15 protein-coding genes, 1 tRNA gene and 1 pseudogene are annotated in these 20,054 nt (G+C 71.9%); 13 read left to right on the top strand and 4 right to left on the bottom strand.

Features of this window, described 5'->3' with window-relative positions; translation table 11 throughout:
* Positions 1 to 6: 6 nt before the first annotated feature.
* Genes IF29_RS0105385 through IF29_RS0105375 form a run of 3 tightly spaced genes read left to right on the top strand, consistent with a single transcriptional unit; the run spans position 7 to position 4,411 of the window.
* Entirely contained in the window at positions 7 to 2,175 is a 2,169-nt protein-coding gene (locus IF29_RS0105385; RefSeq protein ID WP_030250290.1) for an acetyl/propionyl/methylcrotonyl-CoA carboxylase subunit alpha, read from the top strand.
* Positions 2,172 to 3,170: a hydroxymethylglutaryl-CoA lyase gene (locus tag IF29_RS0105380; RefSeq protein ID WP_084713588.1), complete on the top strand. Its 999-nt coding sequence runs from the start codon at positions 2,172 to 2,174 to the stop codon at positions 3,168 to 3,170. The genes IF29_RS0105385 and IF29_RS0105380 overlap by 4 nt, the downstream gene beginning before the upstream one ends.
* Positions 3,171 to 3,223: 53 nt before the next feature.
* Positions 3,224 to 4,411 (top strand): acyl-CoA dehydrogenase family protein, encoded by a 1,188-nt coding sequence (locus IF29_RS0105375; RefSeq protein ID WP_030250283.1) that lies wholly within the window; start codon positions 3,224 to 3,226, stop codon positions 4,409 to 4,411.
* Positions 4,412 to 4,441: 30 nt separating this feature from the next.
* On the opposite strand, the gene IF29_RS0105370 is transcribed toward IF29_RS0105375, so the two are convergent.
* Entirely contained in the window at positions 4,442 to 4,909 is a 468-nt protein-coding gene (locus tag IF29_RS0105370) for a universal stress protein (protein WP_051724919.1), read from the bottom strand.
* Positions 4,910 to 5,607: 698 nt separating this feature from the next.
* Here IF29_RS0105370 and IF29_RS0105365 point away from each other — a divergent pair.
* A complete protein-coding gene (locus IF29_RS0105365) occupies positions 5,608 to 6,447 on the top strand; it encodes an HAD family hydrolase (RefSeq protein WP_198037305.1) in 840 nt (279 codons plus the stop codon).
* 80 nt (positions 6,448 to 6,527) lie between these two features.
* On the opposite strand, the gene IF29_RS0105360 is transcribed toward IF29_RS0105365, so the two are convergent.
* Entirely contained in the window at positions 6,528 to 7,424 is an 897-nt protein-coding gene (locus IF29_RS0105360; RefSeq protein WP_030250275.1) for a GNAT family N-acetyltransferase, read from the bottom strand.
* Between the two features lie 710 nt (positions 7,425 to 8,134).
* On the opposite strand from IF29_RS0105360, the pseudogene IF29_RS44705 reads away from it, so the two are divergent.
* The 3 genes and pseudogenes from IF29_RS44705 to IF29_RS0105345 all read left to right on the top strand — a co-directional run.
* Positions 8,135 to 9,339: pseudogene (locus IF29_RS44705) on the top strand (GlxA family transcriptional regulator); the annotation flags it as partial.
* 472 nt (positions 9,340 to 9,811) lie between these two features.
* On the top strand, positions 9,812 to 10,414 hold the full coding sequence (gene orn, locus IF29_RS0105350; protein WP_037594411.1) for an oligoribonuclease: 603 nt from the start codon (positions 9,812 to 9,814) through the stop codon (positions 10,412 to 10,414).
* 113 nt (positions 10,415 to 10,527) lie between these two features.
* Positions 10,528 to 10,603, top strand: a tRNA-His gene (locus IF29_RS0105345).
* A 61-nt stretch (positions 10,604 to 10,664) separates the two neighbouring features.
* On the opposite strand, the gene IF29_RS0105340 is transcribed toward IF29_RS0105345, so the two are convergent.
* Positions 10,665 to 11,651, bottom strand: coding sequence for a slipin family protein (locus IF29_RS0105340; protein ID WP_084713584.1), 987 nt, complete (start codon positions 11,649 to 11,651; stop codon positions 10,665 to 10,667).
* Positions 11,652 to 11,764: 113 nt separating this feature from the next.
* Positions 11,765 to 12,808 (bottom strand): LacI family DNA-binding transcriptional regulator, encoded by a 1,044-nt coding sequence (locus IF29_RS0105335; protein ID WP_030250266.1) that lies wholly within the window; start codon positions 12,806 to 12,808, stop codon positions 11,765 to 11,767.
* Positions 12,809 to 13,177: 369 nt separating this feature from the next.
* Between IF29_RS0105335 and IF29_RS0105330 the strand changes: the two genes are divergently transcribed.
* From IF29_RS0105330 to IF29_RS0105305, 6 genes are all read left to right on the top strand, one after another.
* Positions 13,178 to 14,668, top strand: coding sequence for a GH1 family beta-glucosidase (locus IF29_RS0105330; RefSeq protein ID WP_030250264.1), 1,491 nt, complete (start codon positions 13,178 to 13,180; stop codon positions 14,666 to 14,668).
* A gap of 190 nt (positions 14,669 to 14,858) precedes the next feature.
* Entirely contained in the window at positions 14,859 to 15,203 is a 345-nt protein-coding gene (locus IF29_RS0105325; protein WP_030250262.1) for a hypothetical protein, read from the top strand.
* A 460-nt stretch (positions 15,204 to 15,663) separates the two neighbouring features.
* Complete coding sequence (locus IF29_RS0105320) at positions 15,664 to 16,776, top strand: LacI family DNA-binding transcriptional regulator (protein WP_051724917.1); 1,113 nt, start codon at positions 15,664 to 15,666, stop codon at positions 16,774 to 16,776.
* Between the two features lie 12 nt (positions 16,777 to 16,788).
* Positions 16,789 to 17,778, top strand: coding sequence for an ABC transporter permease (locus IF29_RS0105315; RefSeq protein ID WP_030250257.1), 990 nt, complete (start codon positions 16,789 to 16,791; stop codon positions 17,776 to 17,778).
* A gap of 3 nt (positions 17,779 to 17,781) precedes the next feature.
* Positions 17,782 to 18,858: an ABC transporter permease gene (locus IF29_RS0105310; protein ID WP_051724916.1), complete on the top strand. Its 1,077-nt coding sequence runs from the start codon at positions 17,782 to 17,784 to the stop codon at positions 18,856 to 18,858.
* The gene (locus IF29_RS0105305) at positions 18,855 to 20,030 is read left to right on the top strand and encodes an ABC transporter ATP-binding protein (RefSeq protein ID WP_063757433.1); all 1,176 of its coding nucleotides are present in this window, start codon (positions 18,855 to 18,857) and stop codon (positions 20,028 to 20,030) included. The genes IF29_RS0105310 and IF29_RS0105305 overlap by 4 nt, the downstream gene beginning before the upstream one ends.
* Positions 20,031 to 20,054 lie beyond the last annotated feature (24 nt).

Below are 20,054 nucleotides of genomic sequence, written 5' to 3'. Positions count from 1 at the left end.
ATCCCCATGTTCGACAGTGTGCTGGTCGCCAACCGCGGCGAGATCGCGGTCCGCGTCATCCGTACCCTGCGGCGTCTCGGCGTGCGCTCGGTCGCGGTGCACAGCGGCGCGGACGCCGACGCGCCGCACGTCCGCGCCGCGGACACCGCGGTGCTGCTCGGCCCGGCCGACAGCGCCTCGGCGGCCGAGAGCTACCTCCATGTCGAGCGCATCCTCGCCGCGGCCCGGCGCACCGGTGCCCAGGCGGTGCACCCCGGCTACGGCTTTCTCGCCGAGAACGCCGGCTTCGCCCGGGCCTGCGCCGAGGCCGGGCTGGTCTTCATCGGCCCCTCTCCCTCCTCCATCTCGCTGATGGGTGACAAGATCCACGCCAAGGCGGCGGTCCAGGCCGCCGGGGTACCGGTGGTCCCCGGCAGCGAGGGCGACGCCCTGGACGACGGCGAACTGCTGGCCGCGGCCCGGTCGATCGGCCTCCCGGTCCTGCTCAAGCCCTCGGCCGGCGGCGGCGGCAAGGGCATGCGGCTGGTCCGGGAGGACGCGGCGCTCGCCGAGGAGATCGCCGCCGCCCGCCGCGAGGCCCGCACCTCCTTCGGCGACGACACCCTCCTGGTGGAGCGCTGGATCGACCGGCCCCGGCACATCGAGATCCAACTGCTGGCCGACACCCACGGGAACACCGTCCACCTCGGTGAACGCGAGTGCAGCCTGCAGCGGCGGCATCAGAAACTGATCGAGGAATCCCCCTCCGTCCTGCTCACGCCCGAACTGCGCGCGGCCATGGGCGAGGCCGCCGTACGGGCGGCCCGGGCCTGTGACTACGCCGGCGCGGGCACCGTGGAGTTCATCGTCCCCGGGGACGATCCCTCCTCCTACTTCTTCATGGAGATGAACACCCGGCTCCAGGTGGAGCACCCGGTCACCGAACTCGCCGTCACCGTCGACGGCGCCCGGATCGACCTGGTCGAGCAGCAGCTCCGCGTCGCCGCGGGCGAACCGCTCGCCTTCACGCAGGGGTCCGTGGCCTTCCAGGGCCATGCCGTGGAGGCGCGGATCTGCGCGGAGGACCCTGCCCGGGGCTTCCTGCCCACCGGCGGCCGGGTGCTGCTGCTGCGGGAGCCCGAGGGCGAGGGCGTCCGGGTCGACTCCGGTCTCGCCGAGGGGACCACCGTCAGCAGCAGCTACGACCCCATGCTGTCCAAAATCATCGTCCACGGCCCCGACCGCGCCACCGCCCTGCGAAGGCTGCGCGCCGCCCTCGCCGAGACCTGCGTGCTGGGGGTCACCACCAACGCCGGCTATCTGCGCCGGCTCCTCACGCATCCGGATGTGGTCGCGGGTCGCCTCGACACCGGCCTGGTCGAGCGCCACCCGGAACTGACCGTAGCAGCGGCCACCGACAATCCCGGCGCGGAGCCCGGTAGCGGGGCCGAGGCGGAGCCCGGCGCGGGGGCTCTCGGGCCCGAGTCCGAGGTGCTGGTGGCCGCCGCGCTGGCCCGGCAGGAGGCGCTGGAGCCGGCGCCGGGCCAGGACGGCTGGGTCGACCCGTTCGCCCGCCCGTCCGGCTGGCGCACCGGCGGCCGGCCCGCCTGGACGCCGCACCACCTGCGGATCGTCGGCGCCGAACCGGTGACCGTCCTGGTCCGACCCGTCCCCGGCGGCGCGGAGGCCCCCGGCGGGCCGGGCGGCTTCGAGGTCCGGCTGCCGGAGCGGGCCGCGTTCTCCGCACGCGCCGTCCAGGACGGCGACCGGCTGCTGCTCACCGTCGACGGGGTCACCCGCGGCTTCACCCACGCCGTCGACCGGCACGGCGCCGGCCCCGGCACCCACTGGCTGGCCAAGGACGGCGACAGTTGGGCCGTACGTCCGCACGACCCGCTGGAGCAGCTGGCCCTGGGTGGCGCGGGCGGCGCCGGCGCCGCCCTGAACGCGCCCATGCCCGGCACCGTCACCGTCGTCAAGGCCGCCGTGGGCGACAGGGTGACCAAGGGTCAGCCGTTGATGATCCTGGAGGCGATGAAGATGGAGCACGTCATCACCGCCCCCTACGACGGCACGGTCGAACAGCTGCGGGTCGCCGCGGGCGGCACGGTCGCCATGGACGAGCTGCTCGCCGCCATCACGCCGGCCGGGGACGCTCCTTCCGGGAGCCCCGCGATCGAGGAGGATGTGCGATGACCAGCCCGGAGCCGACGACCACGCAGCCGGAACCCGCCGAACCCACCGTCACTCAGCTGGGACTGCCCGACCGGGTGCCGCTGGGCGGACTGCCCGCGAGCGTGCGGATCCACGAGGTCGGCCCGCGCGACGGCCTGCAGAACGAGAAGGCCACCCTGCCGGTCGCCGTCAAGGCCGAGTTCATCGCCAGGCTGGCCGCCGCCGGGCTGCGCACCATCGAGGTGGCCAGCTTTGTGCACCCGAAGTGGGTGCCCCAACTGGCCGACGCCGAGGAGCTGTTCCCGCAGCTGGCGGAGCTGCCGGCGAAGTATCCGGGGCTGCGGCTGCCGGTGCTGGTGCCCAACGAGCGCGGCCTGGACCGCGCACTGGCCAACGGCGTCGGCGACATCGCGGTCTTCGCCAGCGCCACCGAGAGCTTCGCCCGACGCAACCTCAACCGCGGCGTCGCGGAGTCGCTGGAGATGTTCGCCCCGGTGGTGCGGCGCGCGACGGAGGCCGGGGTCCCGGTCCGCAGCTATGTGTCGATGGCCTTCGGCGACCCCTGGGAGGGCTCGGTGCCGATCGACCAGGTGGTCTCGGTGGGCTGCGCGCTGCTGGAGCTCGGCAGCACCGAACTGAGCCTCGGCGACACCATCGGCACCGGCACGCCGGGCCAGGTGGCGGCACTGCTGGCGGCGTTCGCCGACCGGGGCGTCGGTCCCGAACGGCTGGCCGTGCACTTCCACGACACCTACGGGCAGGCCCTGGCCAACACCCTGGCCGCGCTGCAGGGCGGGGTCCGCACCGTCGACGCCTCGGCCGGAGGGCTGGGCGGCTGCCCCTACGCCAAGAGCGCCACCGGCAACCTGGCCACCGAGGACCTGGTCTGGATGCTGCACGGACTCGGCATCGAGACCGGTGTCGACCTCGACGCGCTGGCCGCGACCAGCGCCTGGCTGGCCGGGGAACTCGGCCGTCCCAGCCCCTCCCGCGCCGTCCGCGCGCTCACCGGCTGACCCGCACATCCCGCGGGCCCGTCCCACCTTCTCCACACCCTCAGGAGACCACGATGCTCGACCACCGCCTCGCCCCCGAGCACGAGGAACTGCGGCGGACCGTCGCCGAGTTCGCCCACGACGTCGTCGCACCGAAGATCGGCGAGTACTACGAGCACGACGAGTTCCCCTACGAGATCGTCGCCGAGATGGGGCGGATGGGCCTGTTCGGGCTGCCCTTCCCGGAGGAGTACGGCGGCATGGGCGGCGACTACCTGGCGCTCTGCCTGGTCCTGGAGGAACTGGCCAGGGTGGACTCGTCGGTGGCGATCACCCTGGAGGCCGCAGTCTCGCTGGGCGCCATGCCGATCCACCGCTACGGCACCGAGGAGCAGAAGCGCACCTGGCTGCCCCGGCTCTGCTCGGGCGAACTGCTCGGGGCATTCGGGCTGACCGAGCCGGAGGGCGGTTCGGACGCCGGGGCCACCCGCACCACCGCGCGCTACGACGCGGACACCGACGAGTGGGTCATCAACGGCTCCAAGTGCTTCATCACCAACGCCGGCACCGAGATCACCGGTCTGGTCACCGTCGCCGCCCTCACCCTTTCGAGCGAAAAGAACCCCGACGGCTCGACCCGGCGCGAGATCTCCACCATCATCGTGCCCACCGGGACCCCGGGGTTCTCGGCTTCCAAGAAGTACTCAAAGGTCGGCTGGAACGCCTCGGACACCAGGGAATTGTCCTTCGCCGACTGTCGCGTACCGGCCGCCAACCTGCTCGGGGAGGCAGGCCGCGGCTACGCGCAGTTCCTCCGCATCCTCGACGAGGGCCGTATCGCCATCGCCGCCCTGGCCACCGGCCTGGCCCAGGGCTGTGTCGACGAATCACTCAGCTATGCCGCTCAGCGGCGGGCCTTCGGCAAGCCCATCGGTGCCAACCAGGCCATCCAGTTCAAGATCGCCGACATGGAGATGCGCGCCCACACCTCCCGGCTGGCCTGGTACCACGCGGCCTCCCGGCTGCTGTCCGGCGAGCGCTTCAAGAAGGAGGCCGCGATCGCCAAGCTGCACTCCTCCGAAGCCGCGGTCACCAACGCCCGTGAGGCCACCCAGATCCACGGCGGCTACGGCTTCATGAACGAGTACCCGGTCGCCCGCTTCTGGCGCGACAGCAAGATCCTGGAGATCGGCGAGGGCACCTCCGAGGTCCAGCGCATGCTCATCGCCCGCGAGTTGGGCATGGAGGACAGCCGCCCCTGAAGCTCGGAGGACGAGTTCAGGAGGACGAGTTCAGGGGATGACCACGACCGGTCGGTTGGCACGACGCGCCAGCCGGCCGGCCACCGAGCCGAAGAGCCTGCCCAGGAAGCCGTGGGTGCCACCGACCACGATGGCGTCCGCGGCGTACTCCCGCGCGACCTCCTCCAGTTCGTGGCAGATGTCCCCGCCGCGCTCCACCAGCACCCAGGGGACGTCACCCAGGAAGTCCGAGCAGGCGAGTTCCAGGCCGAGCACCTCGGTGCGGTGGTCCGGGACGTCGACGAAGACAGGGGGTTCACAGCCCGCCCACACCGTGGCGGGAAGCCGGTTGGCCACATGCACGATCACCAGGCCGACCCGGGAACGCCGGGCCATGCCGACGGCGTAGGCCAGGGCACGCTCGCTGGAGACGGAGCCGTCGAAGCCGACGACGACTCCGTGCAGGAACGCCGGATCGCAGGGGCGGACAGTCTGCGACTGCAATTCGAAACTGGGCATGGAGGATGTGGATCCCGTCGGGGACGCGGGCGGGGGCAGGGAATTCGGCGCCGGGCTCTTCGATGGCTCGGACTTCGACGACTTCGACTTGGGCCAGGGCAGCCTGGGTTGCTGCGGCGCCGGCCCCGCGGGGCGCGCCGCCGGGTTGCCTTCACTGGGCTCTGGAAGGTCGTAACCGGCCATGACGATGGTCGTTTCGGCGAGGTGGGATACGGGGTGTGGTGCGTGGTCACACCCAGGGACTGTGGGACCGGGGAAACCATCACGGTGCGCCCGATCCTGATCGGATTAGGCCGGGTGACGGCTTGCGTGACCTCTTCCCTCCAGGGTACGGCGACAATCTGTCCGCGCCCAGATACGGAGCGCATGGATCGTGCGGTTACCGCTAACGGCGGACGCGCACGCGGAGGCGTTCGCGCCGCCGCAGCGCTTCAGCACGTCCGCGCTGCGCCCTGGGCGTGCATGGAGCATGCCTGAGGAGCCGCGCTTGTGCAACGGTGTCTGCAGGGTTCTGAGCTGTTGCTTATCTGATCTGCACATACCGGGTTCCTTCCACGCACATCGGTTGACTTCTGCACGGCCCTTCCGCTCGGGTCCGGTCGCACGGTGTCCTGGACTCATGGGTGCGCAGGCCGCTTTTCGGTCAGTCCAGCCCATATGCCTCGTGCATATGCCAAAGGATTGAGACGATGCCGCCCATGTCACCCCTGCTGCTCTTCGACCTCGACAACACCCTGGTCAACCGGAACCAGGCATTCCAGGGCTGGGCCATGCGCTTCCTCTCGGAGCGGGCGCTGCCGCCGGGTGATCTCCGCTGGTTCACCACCCTGGACTGCGGTGGCTATCTCGACCGTGCCGTGCTCATCAGGGCGGCGGTCGACCGCTACGGCCTCTCCGAACCGATCGACGACCTGTTGGAGGACTACCGGACCACTGTCACCGAACTGATCGCCTGCCCGGCCGACCACCTGGAGGCGCTGCGCCTGGCCCGGACGGAGGGATGGGTCCTCGGGATCGTCTCCAACGGGGCCACCGAACAGCAGTGGGCCAAGATCCGGCGGACCGGGCTGGACGAACTCGTGGACGGCTGCACCGTCTCCGAGGAGGCGGGCTGCGCCAAACCCGACCCCCGCATCTTCCATCTGGCCGCCGAGCGCTGCGGGATGGACACCGCGGCCGACTGGACGGCCTCCGCCTGGATGGTCGGCGACCACGCCCCGGCCGATATCGCCGGGGCCGCGGTGTCCGGCATGCGCAGCGTCTGGATCGACCACGGCCGCTCCTGGGGCGAGACCGGCTACCGCCCCACCCTCACCGCGCGGAACCTGCCCGAGGCGGTGGCCCTGGTGCTGGCCGAGGAGGACCTGCACCGGACCGACCGGGGGCGCTATCCCCGCGGCTACTCCTGGCGGTCCGGATCCCGCCCCGGGAACCGCTCCGGGCCGGGGTCCGGTGGGCCCGTAGGGCCCGGGGTGCTGCCCCGGGCAGTTCCGGGAGTTCTTCCCGGGGCCCTTCCGGGATCACGCTCGGCACCCTGAGGCGTGTCCGCGGGCCGGGTTCCCGGGCCGGGTCCCCGGGCCCGGCTTCCGGGCCCGGTCTCCGGTCGGTGCGCGGCGGTTCAGGGTGCGGCGGTCGGCCCGGGGGCGCCCATTCCCGTCCCCGGGTACCGCCACCAGGTGGCCACCCCTTGCTCGACGAAGCCCAGTCGGCGGTAGAGCGGCTCGCCCAGCAGCGTGGCGCTGAGCACGGCCGGACGGTCCGGGTGGGCCCGCAGCACCGCCGCCATCAGTTCCCTGGCGATCCCACGGGAGCGGTGCTCGGGCAGGACCGCCACCCAGTACACACCCACCGAGGCGCCGTCGTCCCAGGAGACGCAGGCGCCGACCGGTTCACCCCGGAGCCGTGCCAGCCAGGAGCGGCGCCCGGCCAGGACGTCCCAGCCCGCGGGGAAGGTCGCTCCGCGCCGCCAGGGCAGCCTCGGGGCGACCGGGAAGCCCTCGACCACCACCCGCTCCACATCGGCGAGTTCGCCCTCCGTGGCGGCCTCCACGACCTCCACCGCCCCGACCACTGCCGCCCCGCCCGCCTCCGGCCCGACCACCACTGCCGCGACGGCCACTTCCTCGACCGCCGTCGGCCCCACCGCCCCGCCGGCCGCTGCGCGCCGTCCCCCCGGACGCGACGGCACCGGCCCGGGGTCACGGACCATCACCGGCGTCGGCAGGGTCCGCTCGCAGCCGAAGCGCGAGAGGTCGACCGCACCGTAGGGGTCGACCAGGGAGAGCCAACGGGTGTCCCACTCGCGGAACAGCGCGACCAACTGCCCGGTCAACTCCGCGGCGTCCGCCGGCGCCCGGGTGAGTTGGACCTGGTGCGCGTTGCCGGTACCGTCCCCGCAGCGGACCGCGGCCCAGCCGGTCCCGCTGCGGGTCTCCCAGCCCTCGACGCCGGCGAGTGCCAGCCACTGCCCGGCCGCGTTGTCATTGGCCAGTTCGAGGCGACTGCGAGGCTCCATCGGCCGATGCTATCCGCCGCTCCGGCGATCCGGATCATCCCGGATCAGCACCGTGGCCGGGCCGTTGGCCTTCCGGTTCGGCCGGTTCGGCGGTTTCACCGCGCATGGGGCGCCGCTGACGCCGATCCATGCGCCCCATGCGCGCCCCACGCACCTCCGTGCACCCTCTCGTGCTCCCGATGGCTGTTTTTCGGTCAACTTCAGGACGCCCCATCCTGATTGCGCTTCGCCGCAGCCCAGACGCACCGGCTGAGCAGCGGAATCTCCCAGGGCGGGCGGGCACCCGTGCGACAACTGGCCAGTGCCTGACACGCCCTCTTCCCCGGGGCGCCGGTGGATGCCACTCTCGGTGATCGAATGCTTCACGCCAAATTGCCTTATCGACATAGCGTCGGATGGTGAACTTGTCGCACCAGCAACCCTGGACCCAGTAGATTCGATCTTGGCAAGAGCGGGGGGCCGCGAAGTGCAGCACAGGACCGGACAACCATGACGTCGCAGGCGTGGACCGTGCGGACGGCAGCCCCGGAGGTCGACCGGGGACTCCGCACGACTCACCAGCCACGTCGGGCAGACACACGACCGAGGGGGGCCGGAGCGCCTTGAGCAGGGTCAGCAGGAACGCCGCGTCAGCGGACGGCTCGGTCTCCCCCCATGCCCGCGGCAGCGCCCCGGGCCCGGGCGTCGAAACAGCCCCGCCGGGCGGCGGCAGCGGAGAGCCGGCGGCTCCGGCCCCGGCCGGCGCGGCCCGCAAGCTCTCCGGTCGGCGCCGCCCCGAGATCGTCGCGGTGCTGCTGTTCAGCGGTGCCCCGATCTTCGAGAGCTCCATCCCGCTCTCGGTCTTCGGCGTCGATCGCCAGGACGCCGGCGTCCCCCGCTACCGGCTGCTGGTCTGCGCCGGCGAGGAGGGTCCGCTGGCCACCACCGGCGGGCTGACCATGACCGCGCCGCACGGCCTGGAGTCCCTCGCCAGGGCCGGCACCGTGGTCGTGCCCGCCTGGCGCTCCGCCGCCCAACTCCCGCCGCCGGAGGCGCTCGCAGCCCTGCGCAAGGCCCACCAGGAGGGCGCCCGGATCATCGGCCTGTGCACCGGCGCCTTCGTCCTCGCCGCAGCCGGACTGCTCGACGGACGGCCCGCCACCACCCACTGGATGTACGCGCCCACCCTCGCCAAGCGCTACCCGCAGGTCCAGGTCGACCCCAGGGAACTGTTCATCGACGACGGCGACGTGCTCACCAGCGCCGGTACCGCCGCCGGGATCGACCTCTGCCTGCACGTGGTGCGGACCGACCACGGCGCCGAGGCGGCCGCCGCGCTGGCCCGCCGACTCGTCGTCCCGGCCCGTCGTTCCGGAGGACAGGCCCAGTACATCGACCGGTCTTTACCTGAGGAAATCGGCAACGACCCGCTCGCCGAGGTCGTGACCTGGGCCCTGGACAACCTCTCCAAGCAGTTCGACGTCGAGGCCCTGGCCGCCCGCGCCTACATGAGCCGGCGCACCTTCGACCGCCGGTTCCGCTCCCTCACGGGGAGCGCCCCACTGCAGTGGCTGATCTCGCAGCGCGTGCTGCAGGCGCAGCGGCTGCTGGAGACCACCGAGGCGTCCGTGGACGAGGTGGCCCGGCGCTGCGGCTTCCGCTCGCCGGTGGCGCTGCGCGGTCACTTCCGGCGGCAGTTGGGGATGTCCCCGGCCGTCTACCGGACCGCGTTCCGGGCCCGCCGCCCGCAGCCCGGTGCCGCCGACGGCGCCACCGCGCCCTCGGTGGCGGCCGTCGGACTGGGCGGCCTCGGCGGCCTGCCGCCGTTCACCGCGGAGGAGGGCGGCACGACCATGCCCGCTCCCCAGCCCGGACCGCAGGGCCCGAACCCGGCGGCCCCGGACGCCCGCGCCGACCAGGGCCGGGTCCCGGCCCAGGCCCGGACGTCGCGTACCGGTCGGGTCGGCGCGCGGCCACGGGGCGGACGCCCGGACCCGACCGACCACGCCGCGACGGAGGACGGCCGAACGGAGGCGGGCGCGCGGGGGCGCCGCGAGTCGGCCGCCCCCGAACCGGGCGACGGTACCCACCGCAGCGCCTCCGCCGGGCCCGCGACCGCGTCGCCCGGAGTGCTGCCCGCACGCGGACGCCCCGACGGCGGACGTCCTGACGCTGGACGTGCCAATGCCGGACGTCCCGACGGCGGACGTGCCGACGCCGGCCCGGCGGATCCGGCCAGGGTGCCGGCGCAGCAGCGGTCCGCGGACTGACCCGCGGCCCTCTCGGATCGGGAACCGACCCCTGAGGGCCGCGCCGGGTTTGCTTTGGGCGCGATCCGACAGATGATCGACCCTGCGGGGCCGCCCGGTCCTGGCACAGGCGCACTCCCACCAGGACGGTGAAGGCACGTGAACGATCGCATGGTCTGGATCGACTGCGAGATGACAGGGCTCAGCCTCGAGACCGACGCACTGGTCGAGGTCGCCGCCCTGGTCACCGACTCCGAGCTCACCGTCCTAGGTGAGGGGGTCGACATCGTCGTCCGTCCCCCGGCCGAGGCGGTCGCCAACATGCCCGACGTGGTGCGCGCCATGCACACCGCCTCCGGCCTGCTGGAGGAGTTGGAGCACGGGGTCACCCTCGCCGAGGCCGAGGCCCAGGTGCTGGCCTATGTGCGGGAGCACGTCCCGGAGGCGGGCAAGGCCCCGCTCTGCGGCAACTCGGTCGCGACCGACCGGGGCTTCCTCGCCCGGGACATGCCCGCGCTGGAGGGCCACCTGCACTACCGGATCGTCGACGTCTCCTCGATCAAGGAGCTGGCCCGGCGCTGGTACCCGCGGACCTACTACAACAGCCCCAAGAAGCAGGGCAACCACCGGGCCCTGGCGGACATCAGGGAGAGCATCGCGGAGCTGAAGTTCTACCGCGAGGCCGTCTTCGTCCCGCAGCCGGGCCCGGACACCGACGCGGCCCGGGCCATCGCCGCCCGCTACCAGCTACCCCCGGCCTGACCTGCCGAGACGCCGACCGAACCGGGGCCGCGGCCACGCCGAAAGGCGGTCGTGAGCACTCGGTCCGATCCTGTAGAGTTATCTCCGTCAGCGCGACAAGCGGCTGGCGGATGGTGGGTGTAGCTCAGCTGGCAGAGCACCGGGTTGTGATCCCGGGTGTCGCGGGTTCAAGTCCCGTCACTCACCCCATGGGCTGCGGCCCCTGACCTCGGACGAGGTCAGGGGCCGCAGCTTTTTCGCGTACGGGTCGTCAGTTCTCCTCCGACTGCTGCTTCTGCGGCTCGCCACCGGTCAACGGCTCGCCGCTGCCGAACGGCTCGCCGCTCTCCAGCTCCAGATCCGCCACCGCGGCCTCCGGGATCTCCGGCACCGGGGGCACCGTCCCGTTCAGCTCGTCCGTCAGATCCTGCTTGATCAGGGCCGCCGCGGCAGCGGCCGCCGCCTTCGCGGCCTCGGAGACCAGCGGCGGGGACTTGGACGAGTCCGGGGTCGCACCGTCCAGGAAGCGGAGCAGCTCCACCGGGAAGGGCAGCACCAGCGTGGAGTTCTTCTCCGCCGCAACCTCCACCACCGTCTGCAGCAGCCGCAGTTGCAGCGCCGCGGGGGTGCTGCTCATGATCGCGGCCGCGTCCGACAGCTTGCGGGAGGCCTGGAACTCGCCGTCCGCGGTGATGATGCGCGCCCGGCGCTCACGTTCCGCCTCGGCCTGCCGCGACATCGAGCGCTTCATCGACTCGGGCAGGGCGACGTCCTTGATCTCCACCCGGTCGATGTGGATGCCCCAGCCCGCGGCCGGGCTGTCGATCATCAGTTCCAGTCCCTGGTTCAGCGGCTCGCGGTTGGTGAGCAGATCGTCCAGTTCGCTCTTGCCGATGATCGAGCGCAGCGAGGTCTGCGCCACCTGGGACATGGCGAAGGTGTAGTTCTGCACGTTCACGGTGGCCAGGATCGGGTCCTCGACCTTGAAGTAGACCACCGCGTCGACCCGGACCGTGACGTTGTCCCGGGTGATCCCCTCCTGGGCCGGCACCGGCATGGTGATGATCTGGACATTGACCTTGCGCAGCCGGTCGGCGATCGGCACCAGCAGGGTGACGCCGGGCTGCCGGACCGCCCGGCGGACCCGGCCGAAGCGGAAGACCACTCCCCGTTCGACCTGCTGGACCACCCGCACACCGGTGGCCAGCCACAACGCCCCCGCCCCCAGTACACCGAGCAGTACATCCACCACGATCATCGCGGTCACCCCACGTCGACAAGAGGAAGGCGCTCACCGAGGGCCCCTTTCCACGCTACTCGCCGGTCGTCCCGGTCGGAACAGGCCGACCGAGGCAGTGCGGCGGCCGGGCCTCAGGCCGACTCGCGGCGCACCAGTTCGGTGGTGAGGATGATCTGCCGGTGCGTCCTGCTCGGGGCCGCGATCTCCTCCAGCAGTAGCCGGGCCATGGCCCGGCCCATCTCCTCGCTGGGCTGGCGCACGGTGGTCATCGCCGGGTCGGTGTGCCGGGCCACCGGCGAGTCGTCGAAGCCGACCACCGCCACGTCCTCTGGGATGCGCCGGCCGGACTGGCGCAGCACCCGCATGGCTCCGGCGGCCATCAGGTCGGAGGCGCCGAAGACCGCGTCCAGGTCCGGCCGGCGCTCCAGCAGCTCGTGCATGGCCCGGACCCCGGACTCCTCGCTGAAGTCGCCCCGTCCGAGCAGGGCCTCGTCCTCCGGCAGGCCGGCCTCCTCCAGGGCGCGCCGGTAGCCGTCCAGACGGCTGCGCGCGCCCTCCATGTCCGGCGGCCCGGTGATGGTGGCGATCCTGGTGCGGCCGAGCCCGGCCAGGTGGCGCACCGCGGCCCAGGCGCCGCCGAAGTTGTCCGGGTTGACGTAGCTCAGCGACTCCAGCTCGGAGCGGCGGCCGCCGAGGACGGCCGGCAGGCCGGTGCGTTCGAGCAGGTCCACCAGCGGGTCCTCGGAGTGCACCGAGACCATCAGCACCCCGTCCACCCGGTGGCCGCTGAGGTAGGCGGCGAGCCGGTCGCGCTCCTGCGCGGTGCGGACCAGGATGAGCAGCAACTGCATCTCGGTGTCCGAGAGTTCGCTGGCGACCCCGCGGATGATCTCGGCGAAGAAGGGTTCGGAGGCCAGCCGGGTCTCGGTCTCCGGGATGACCAGCGCGATCGCGTCGGTGCGGCTGGTCACCAGGGTCCGGGCGGCCCGGTTGGGTACGTAGCCGAGCTCGGCGATGGCGCGCTCCACGACGGCACGGGCCTGGTCGCTCACCCCGGGGGCACCGTTCACCACGCGGGACACCGTGCCCCGGCCGACGCCGGCCAGCTGTGCGACGGCCTCCAGGGTGGGCCTGGCCGATCCCCGGCGCGCGGGCCTCTCGCCGACGTGGGTCATGGTGCGTCCTCCGTTCCGCTCTGCTCGCGTCGCACACTAGTCCCTGAGCCCGCATGGAATCCCGTGGCCGGCGCGTGCATTTCGACAGGAAGGGACGGTTGCGGAAGCCCACGTCCCGGTCGCGCAGCGGCCTTCGTCCCAACTGCTTGACACTCCATCATCCAAGCACGACCATGTCGACAGAGCAATGGGAGCGCTCCCAGACTGTTGCACCAGCCTGGAGGCACCTCCCGCATGGGCGCCCGCGCCTGCATCCTCGCCCGCAACTGGACCGCAGTTGCGCTCCGGCGCCGCCGAGGCCCCGGCAGCGTACGACAGCGCCTGGTACCCGCCCTCGCGAACCGCACCTACCCCTGGGAGCGCTCCCGTATGACCGCAGTCCACCCCCTCCCCGCCGCCCCGCCCCGAACCGGGCCGGTCGGCGCAGACGACGGACTACTCCACTTTCCGAGCGGATTCCTGTGGGGCGCCGCGACCGCCGCCTACCAGATCGAGGGAGCGGCGGCCGAGGACGGCCGGACCCCTTCCATCTGGGACACCTACAGCCACACCCCCGGACGGGTCCGCAACGGCGACACCGGTGACATCGCCGCCGACCACTACCACCGCTACCGCGACGACGTCGCCCTGATGAGCCGGCTGGGCCTGAACTCCTACCGCTTCTCGGTGTCCTGGTCCCGGGTGCAGCCCACCGGACGCGGCCCGGCGGTCGAACGCGGCCTGGACTTCTACCGCAGGCTGACCGACGAACTGCTCGCCGCCGGGATCACCCCGGTCGCCACCCTCTACCACTGGGACCTGCCCCAGGAGTTGGAGGACGCCGGCGGCTGGCCGGCCCGCGACACCGCCGAGCGCTTCGGCGAGTACGCGGCCCTGCTCGGCGACGCCCTCGGCGACCGGGTCCGCTACTGGACCACCCTCAACGAGCCCTGGTGCACCGCCTACCTGGGCTACGGCTCGGGGGTGCACGCCCCGGGGCGCACCGATCCCACCGACGCGCTGCGCGCCGCGCACCACCTCAACCTGGCCCACGGCCGGGCCGTCGCCGCGCTGCGCTCCGCCCTCCCCGCCGCTGCGGACCCGCAGCTCTCGATCACCCTCAACCTGCACGCCGTCCGCCCGCTCACCGGCAGCGACCGCGACCTGGACGCGGCCAGGCGGATCGACGCCGTGGGCAACCGGGTCTTCCTGGGCCCGATCCTGGACGGCGCCTACCCGGCCGACCTGCGCCAGGACACCGCGAACCTGGTGGACTGGGACGAACTGGTGCGACCCGGCGACCTCGCCGCCATCTCCGCGCCGATCGACCTGCTCGGGGTGAACTACTACAACCCGACCGTGGTCTCCGCGGGCGGGGACCAGGGTGCGGCCGGCGAGGCCGCACGCAACGACGGCCACGGCAGCAGCGACTTCTCGCCCTGGCCCGGCTCCGAGAACGTGGTCTTCCACCAGCCCCCGGGCCGGCTCACCGCGATGAACTGGAGCATCGACCCGTCCGGCCTCTACGACCTGCTGACCGGGGTGGCCCGGAGCCACCCCGACCTGCCGCTGATGGTCACCGAGAACGGCGCCGCCTTCGACGACTACATCAGCCCCGAGGGCGAGGTCCGCGATCCGGAGCGGATCGCCTACGTCCACGGCCATCTGGCCGCGATCCACGCGGCCATCCGGGACGGCGCCGACGTGCGCGGCTACTTCCTGTGGTCGCTGATGGACAACTTCGAGTGGGCGTACGGCTACGGCAAGCGCTTCGGCGCGGTGTACGTCGACTACTCCACCCAGCGCCGGATCCCCAAGGCCAGTGCGCACTGGTACGGGGAGACGATCCGGCGCGGCGCGATCTCCCGATCGGAACCCTGACCCCGACCGGGATGCGTGGGCGGCACCGTTGAGGGTCGGTGCCGCCCACGACGCCGTCCTGCCCCGGCGAACCGCCTTTCACCTGCGGGAAGTCGTAACCGCCTGCTATGGACGGTCGTTGCACCGGTGGGACCCGCCGGCAGCGGCGCCGCTCCCGTCCGTCGCAGCCTTCCCGGGGAGTCAACCGACCATGCAGCTCTCCCGCGGACCGCGAACACCGCTGCGCCGCCGCGCCGCTGCCGCTGCGCTGCTGCTCTGCTGGGCCGGCGGGCTGTCCGCGGCCTCCGGCCCCGCTCTGGCCGGCACGGCACTGGCCGACACCGCGCCCACCGGCCGCCCTGCCGCAACCGCGACCGCCGCCGCCCGGCCCGCGCCCGCGCGTGCGCCCGCGCGTGCGGCCCGGCCGCGTCCGCCGGCCAGTGAGAACGCCGCCGACCCCGGTGACGGCACGCCCGGGGTCGTCCCGATCATCCTGGGACTCGTGCTCACCGGCATCGCCGTGTACAAGCACCGGGGTCTGCCGCGCGGCCACTGAGGCCCTGCCTGCGACAGGTCGGCTGATCGTTCCAGTAAGCGCTTCCAGACGCATCAGCACACGGCTGCCACGCTTCGTGCACGGCCGGGCCCGACGCCGGGTCCGGTCCGCCGACTAGGCAGCGAGTGTCGGCCCGAAACTTCACAGCTTCAATCCGCAGCGATCGTTCGAAATGCCGTCACAAAGCCCGCAAATCAACGATACTTCCAGGTCAGACCAGTATCATCGGCATCCGAACGAGCTTCTTGAGCCGCCGCCCATTCCCCCTGTCTGTTCATTTGGTGAACACACAGGAGCAATGCAGGCCACACTTCCTGAAGAAAAGTCACATCAGCGTAACGGCAGCGACATCCACTCTTGCGGCGACTGCACCCCCGTCCTACGGTCAACCCAGAACATTTCCAGTAAGCGCTTACGCCAGTCTCCGGACACACTCCCAGGAACCAGAGGACAGCCTCCGATGGACGCACGACCCACCTCCGGCGCGACGCCGACGATCTACGATGTCGCCCGCCGTGCCGGGGTCTCCATCGCGTCCGTGTCCCGGGTCCTCAACGGACGGGACAATCCGCGTCCGGCCACCCGCGACCGGGTGCTCAAGGCCATCAGCGAGCTGGGCTTCGTCCCGGACGGAGCCGCGCGGGCCCTCAGCAGCCGGCTGAAGCAGGTGGTGGGAGTGGTCTTCCGCCGGGTGTACGGCACCGACGACGGCGGCATGTTCGAGGACGAGTCCGAGAGCCTGCTGTTCGGCGACCAGATCAACCGGGGTATCGAGATCGTGGCGCAGCGTCGCGGATACGACCTCCTGGTGAGTTCAGTCAACATCGACGAACACACGCTTCCCAACCGGATCATGACCATCGCCGGCAAGTGCGACGGCCTGATCCTGCACGACCAGGTGCTCTCCCCCGCCGGGATCGCGAGCATCGCCCGCACCGTGCCGGTGGTCACCCTGGCCGGTGCCGAGGGCGGCCCGGTGGCCAACGTCCGCGGCGACAGCGCCACCAGCATGCGGGAGATGGCACGCCACCTGGTGCAGGACCACGGCTACCGCCGGCTGGCCTACATCGCCGGCCACGCCGACAGCCCGGACAACATCGTCCGCGGCCGCTCCTTCGCCTCCGAGGTCCACGCGCTGGGAGGCGAGTGCCTGACCGGCCCCGCCTGGCAGGGCGACTACTCGGCCGGCAGCGGGGTGCAGATCGTCCGGGGGCTGATCGCCCTGGGTGCGACCCTGCCGCGTGCCATCGCCTGCGCCAACGACCAGACCGCGCTGGGCGTCATCTACGCCCTCGCCGAGCACGGTCTCGACGTCCCCGGGGACGTCGCCGTGACCGGCTTCGACGACCTGCCCTTCGCCCGACACCTCCGCCCCCAGCTGACCACCGTGCGCCAGCCCATCCAGGAGATCGGCGCCAAAGCCTTCGAGGTCCTCCACAGCATGATCTCTGCTGATGCCCCCCAAGACAGCGACGCCGTACAGGATTTCGTCCTGCCGACCCGTCTGATCCGCCGCGAGAGCTGCGGCTGCCCACCCGACTCCCGCCCCGCCGTGTGGCGCCAGATCTCCTGAGAGGAGCCGACGATGACCACCATCCTGCGCCGACTCGGCTTCTACGTGCTGGCCGCGTTCGCAGCCGTCACGCTGAACTTCTTCCTGCCCCGGATGCTCCCGGGCAACGCCCTGCAGGCGCTGCTCGCGAAGATGCAGACCACCACCATCACCCCGCAGCAACTGCAGGCCCTGGCCGACCAGTACGGGCTGAACAGCAAGCAGAGCACCTTCTCGCAGTACATGACGTACCTGGGCCACCTGTTCCAGGGCGACCTGGGGCACTCCACGTCCAAGTCCGTGGCCGTCACCCAGATCCTGAGCAAGGACCTGCCCTGGACCATCGGCCTGGTCGGTTCGGCCACCATCGTGGCCTTCGTGATCGGAACCCTGCTGGGGATCGTCGTCGGCTGGCGCCGCAGCGGCCTGCTGGACGCGCTGCTGCCGGCGGCGACCTTCTTCCAGGCAGTCCCCTACTTCATCCTGGCCTCGCTGCTGCTGATCACCGGGGGCTTCTACTGGAAGCTCTTCCCCTACGCCAACGGCTACGACACCGGCCGCAACTCCAATCTGACGCAGGGTTGGAACGGACCGTTCGTCACCAGCGTGGTGGAGCACGGGGTGCTGCCGGCCGCGACCGTCGCGCTGGCCTCCATCGCAGGCTGGATCATCGGCATGCGCAATATGATGATCACGACCATGGACGAGGACTACGTCCTGGTGGCGGCGGCCAAGGGCCTGCCCCGGTGGAAGGTGATCGCGGTCGCGGCCCGCAACGCGATCCTGCCGACCATCTCCAACTTCGCCCTGTCGATCAGCCTGGTGGTCACCGGCTCGATCGTCACCGAGATCGTCTTCTCCTACCCGGGCATCGGCTACCAGGTCTACCTGGCCGTCCTCGACGCCGACTACCCGCTGATGCAGGGCATCCTGCTGGTGGTCACCTTCACCGTGCTCGGCGCCAACCTCCTGGCGGACATCGCCTATGTGATCCTCGACCCGCGCGCCCGCAAGGAGGCCTGACCGATGGCTGTTCCCACCGAGACCACCGGTCCGGCCACCCCGGGCACCACCCCCGCCGTGAAGCCGGCCCGGCTCCGCCGCGGCTCCCGAATACCGCTGACGCCCAAGGTCCTCGTCGGCGCCGTGATCCTGATCTTCTTCGCACTGGTCGCGATCTTCGGGCCGATGGTCGCACCGCACTCCCCCGACTGGCAGGCCAACTCCACCAGCAGCACCCCGCTGCCGCCGTCCGGGAAGTTCCTGCTCGGCACCGACCAGCAGCAGCACGACATCTTCTCGCAGGTCCTGGCCGGCGGTCGGGACACCCTGCTGATCGCCTTCGTGGCCGGCCTGATCGCCACCTGCCTCTCGGTGCTGATCGGGGTCACCGCCGGATACGTGGGCGGCTGGGTGGACGAGGTCCTCTCCATCCTGTCGAACATCTTCCTGGCCCTGCCCGGGCTGCTGATCCTGATGGTGGTGATGACCCCGCTGCCGCCGGCCGACACCGACAACCCGCTGCTGATCGGCGCGGTCATCGCGCTCACCGCCTGGGCCTGGGGGGCCCGGGTGCTCAGGGCGCAGACCCTGGCCCTGCGCAACCAGGACTACGTGGAGTCGGCCCGGGTGATCGGCGAGCGCAAGCCCAGGATCATCGTCTTCGAGATCCTGCCGAACCTGCTGCCGATCCTGGCCTCCTCGTTCATCTTCACGGTGATCTACGGCATCGGGACCTATGTCTCGCTGTCCTGGCTGGGCGTCATCAGCCCGGCCACGTCCACCTGGGGCACCATGCTCAACACCGCCCAGCAGGACAGCGCCATGCTCGGCGGCTACTGGTGGTGGTACGTCCCGCCGGCGCTCTGCGTCGCGCTGGTCGGCATCGCCCTGGCACTGCTCAACTTCGGCATCGACGAGATCATCAACCCCCGGCTGCGGTCGGCCCGTGACAACCGCAAGGGCGTCAGGTACACCCTCGGGCTGACCCCGGTGCTGCGCACGGCCGGGAACGGCAGCCCGCCGCGCAGTCACCGCGCCACCGCCGGCTCGGCCGACCTGCCCACCCCCGTCGCCGCCGCCTCGGAAGGAAAGTCCAAGTGAGCGCGCCCACCGCAGTCCCGGCACCGCGTGCCGCGACGGCCGACACCGTCCTCGAGGTCCGCGACCTCTGCATCGACTACGGCGTCGGCGCCGGAGCGGTCCGCGCCGTCACCGACGCCACGCTGACCCTGCGCCGGGGCGAGGTGCTCGGCCTGGCCGGCGAGAGCGGTTCCGGCAAGTCCACGCTGGCCTACGGGCTGACCCGGCTGCTGCGCGCTCCCGGCGTGATCAGCGGCGGCGAGGTGCTGTTCCACAACAGGCCGCAGTCCTCGGCGTTCGGCGCCGCACCCAACGAGGTGGTGTCGGCCGGTACCGAGATCGTCGACCTGCTCGGCGCCGACATGGCCAAGCTCCGGGAGATCCGCTGGTCGCAGCTGGCCGTGGTGTTCCAGAGCGCCATGCACGCGCTCAACCCGGTCGCCAGGATCGACGCCCAGCTCACCGATGTGCTCAAGGCGCACCGCAGGCAGATGAGCCCGACCGAGCGCCGGGAGCGGGCGGTGGAGCTGCTGCGCATGGTCGGCATCAGCGCCGACCGGCTCCGCAGCTACCCGCACGAGCTCTCCGGCGGGATGCGGCAGCGCGTGATGATCGCGATGGCGCTGGCCCTGGAGCCACAGCTGGTGATCATGGACGAGCCGACCACGGCCCTGGACGTGGTCACCCAGCGGGAGATCCTGGAGGAGCTGATGCAGCTCCGGGAGCGGCTGGGCTTCGCCATCATCTTCATCACCCACGACCTGTCGCTGCTGATCGAGCTGGCGGACTCCATCGCCATCATGTACGCGGGGCGGATCGTCGAACGCGCCGGCGCGGACGAGCTGTTCCACGCCCCGCGGCACCCCTACAGCCTGGGCCTGCTCAACTCCTTCCCGGCGCTGCACGGCGACCGGGTCAGGATGGAGGGCATCCCCGGCTCACCCCCCTCGCTCACCGCCCTTCCCGGCGGCTGCGCCTTCCATCCGCGCTGCCCCTACGCCATGGACCGCTGCCGCACCGAGACCCCGCAGCTGGTGCGGCCGGTGTCCGATCCGGTCCGTACCGGCGGTGAGGACCGGGTCGCCGCCTGCTGGCTGCAGGACGGACTCCAGGAGCCGCCGGCGCCGCTGCACCGCGAGGCGACCGGCAACGGGTCCCCCGCCACCGACGACACCCATGGGAGCGACCAGTGACGCCCACCCTCAGCGACGGGACCA

The organism is Streptacidiphilus jeojiense (assembly GCF_000719095.1).
In the GTDB taxonomy this organism is placed as follows: Bacteria; Actinomycetota; Actinomycetes; order Streptomycetales; family Streptomycetaceae; genus Streptacidiphilus; species Streptacidiphilus jeojiensis.
This window is presented reverse-complemented; position numbering and strand designations above follow the sequence as displayed.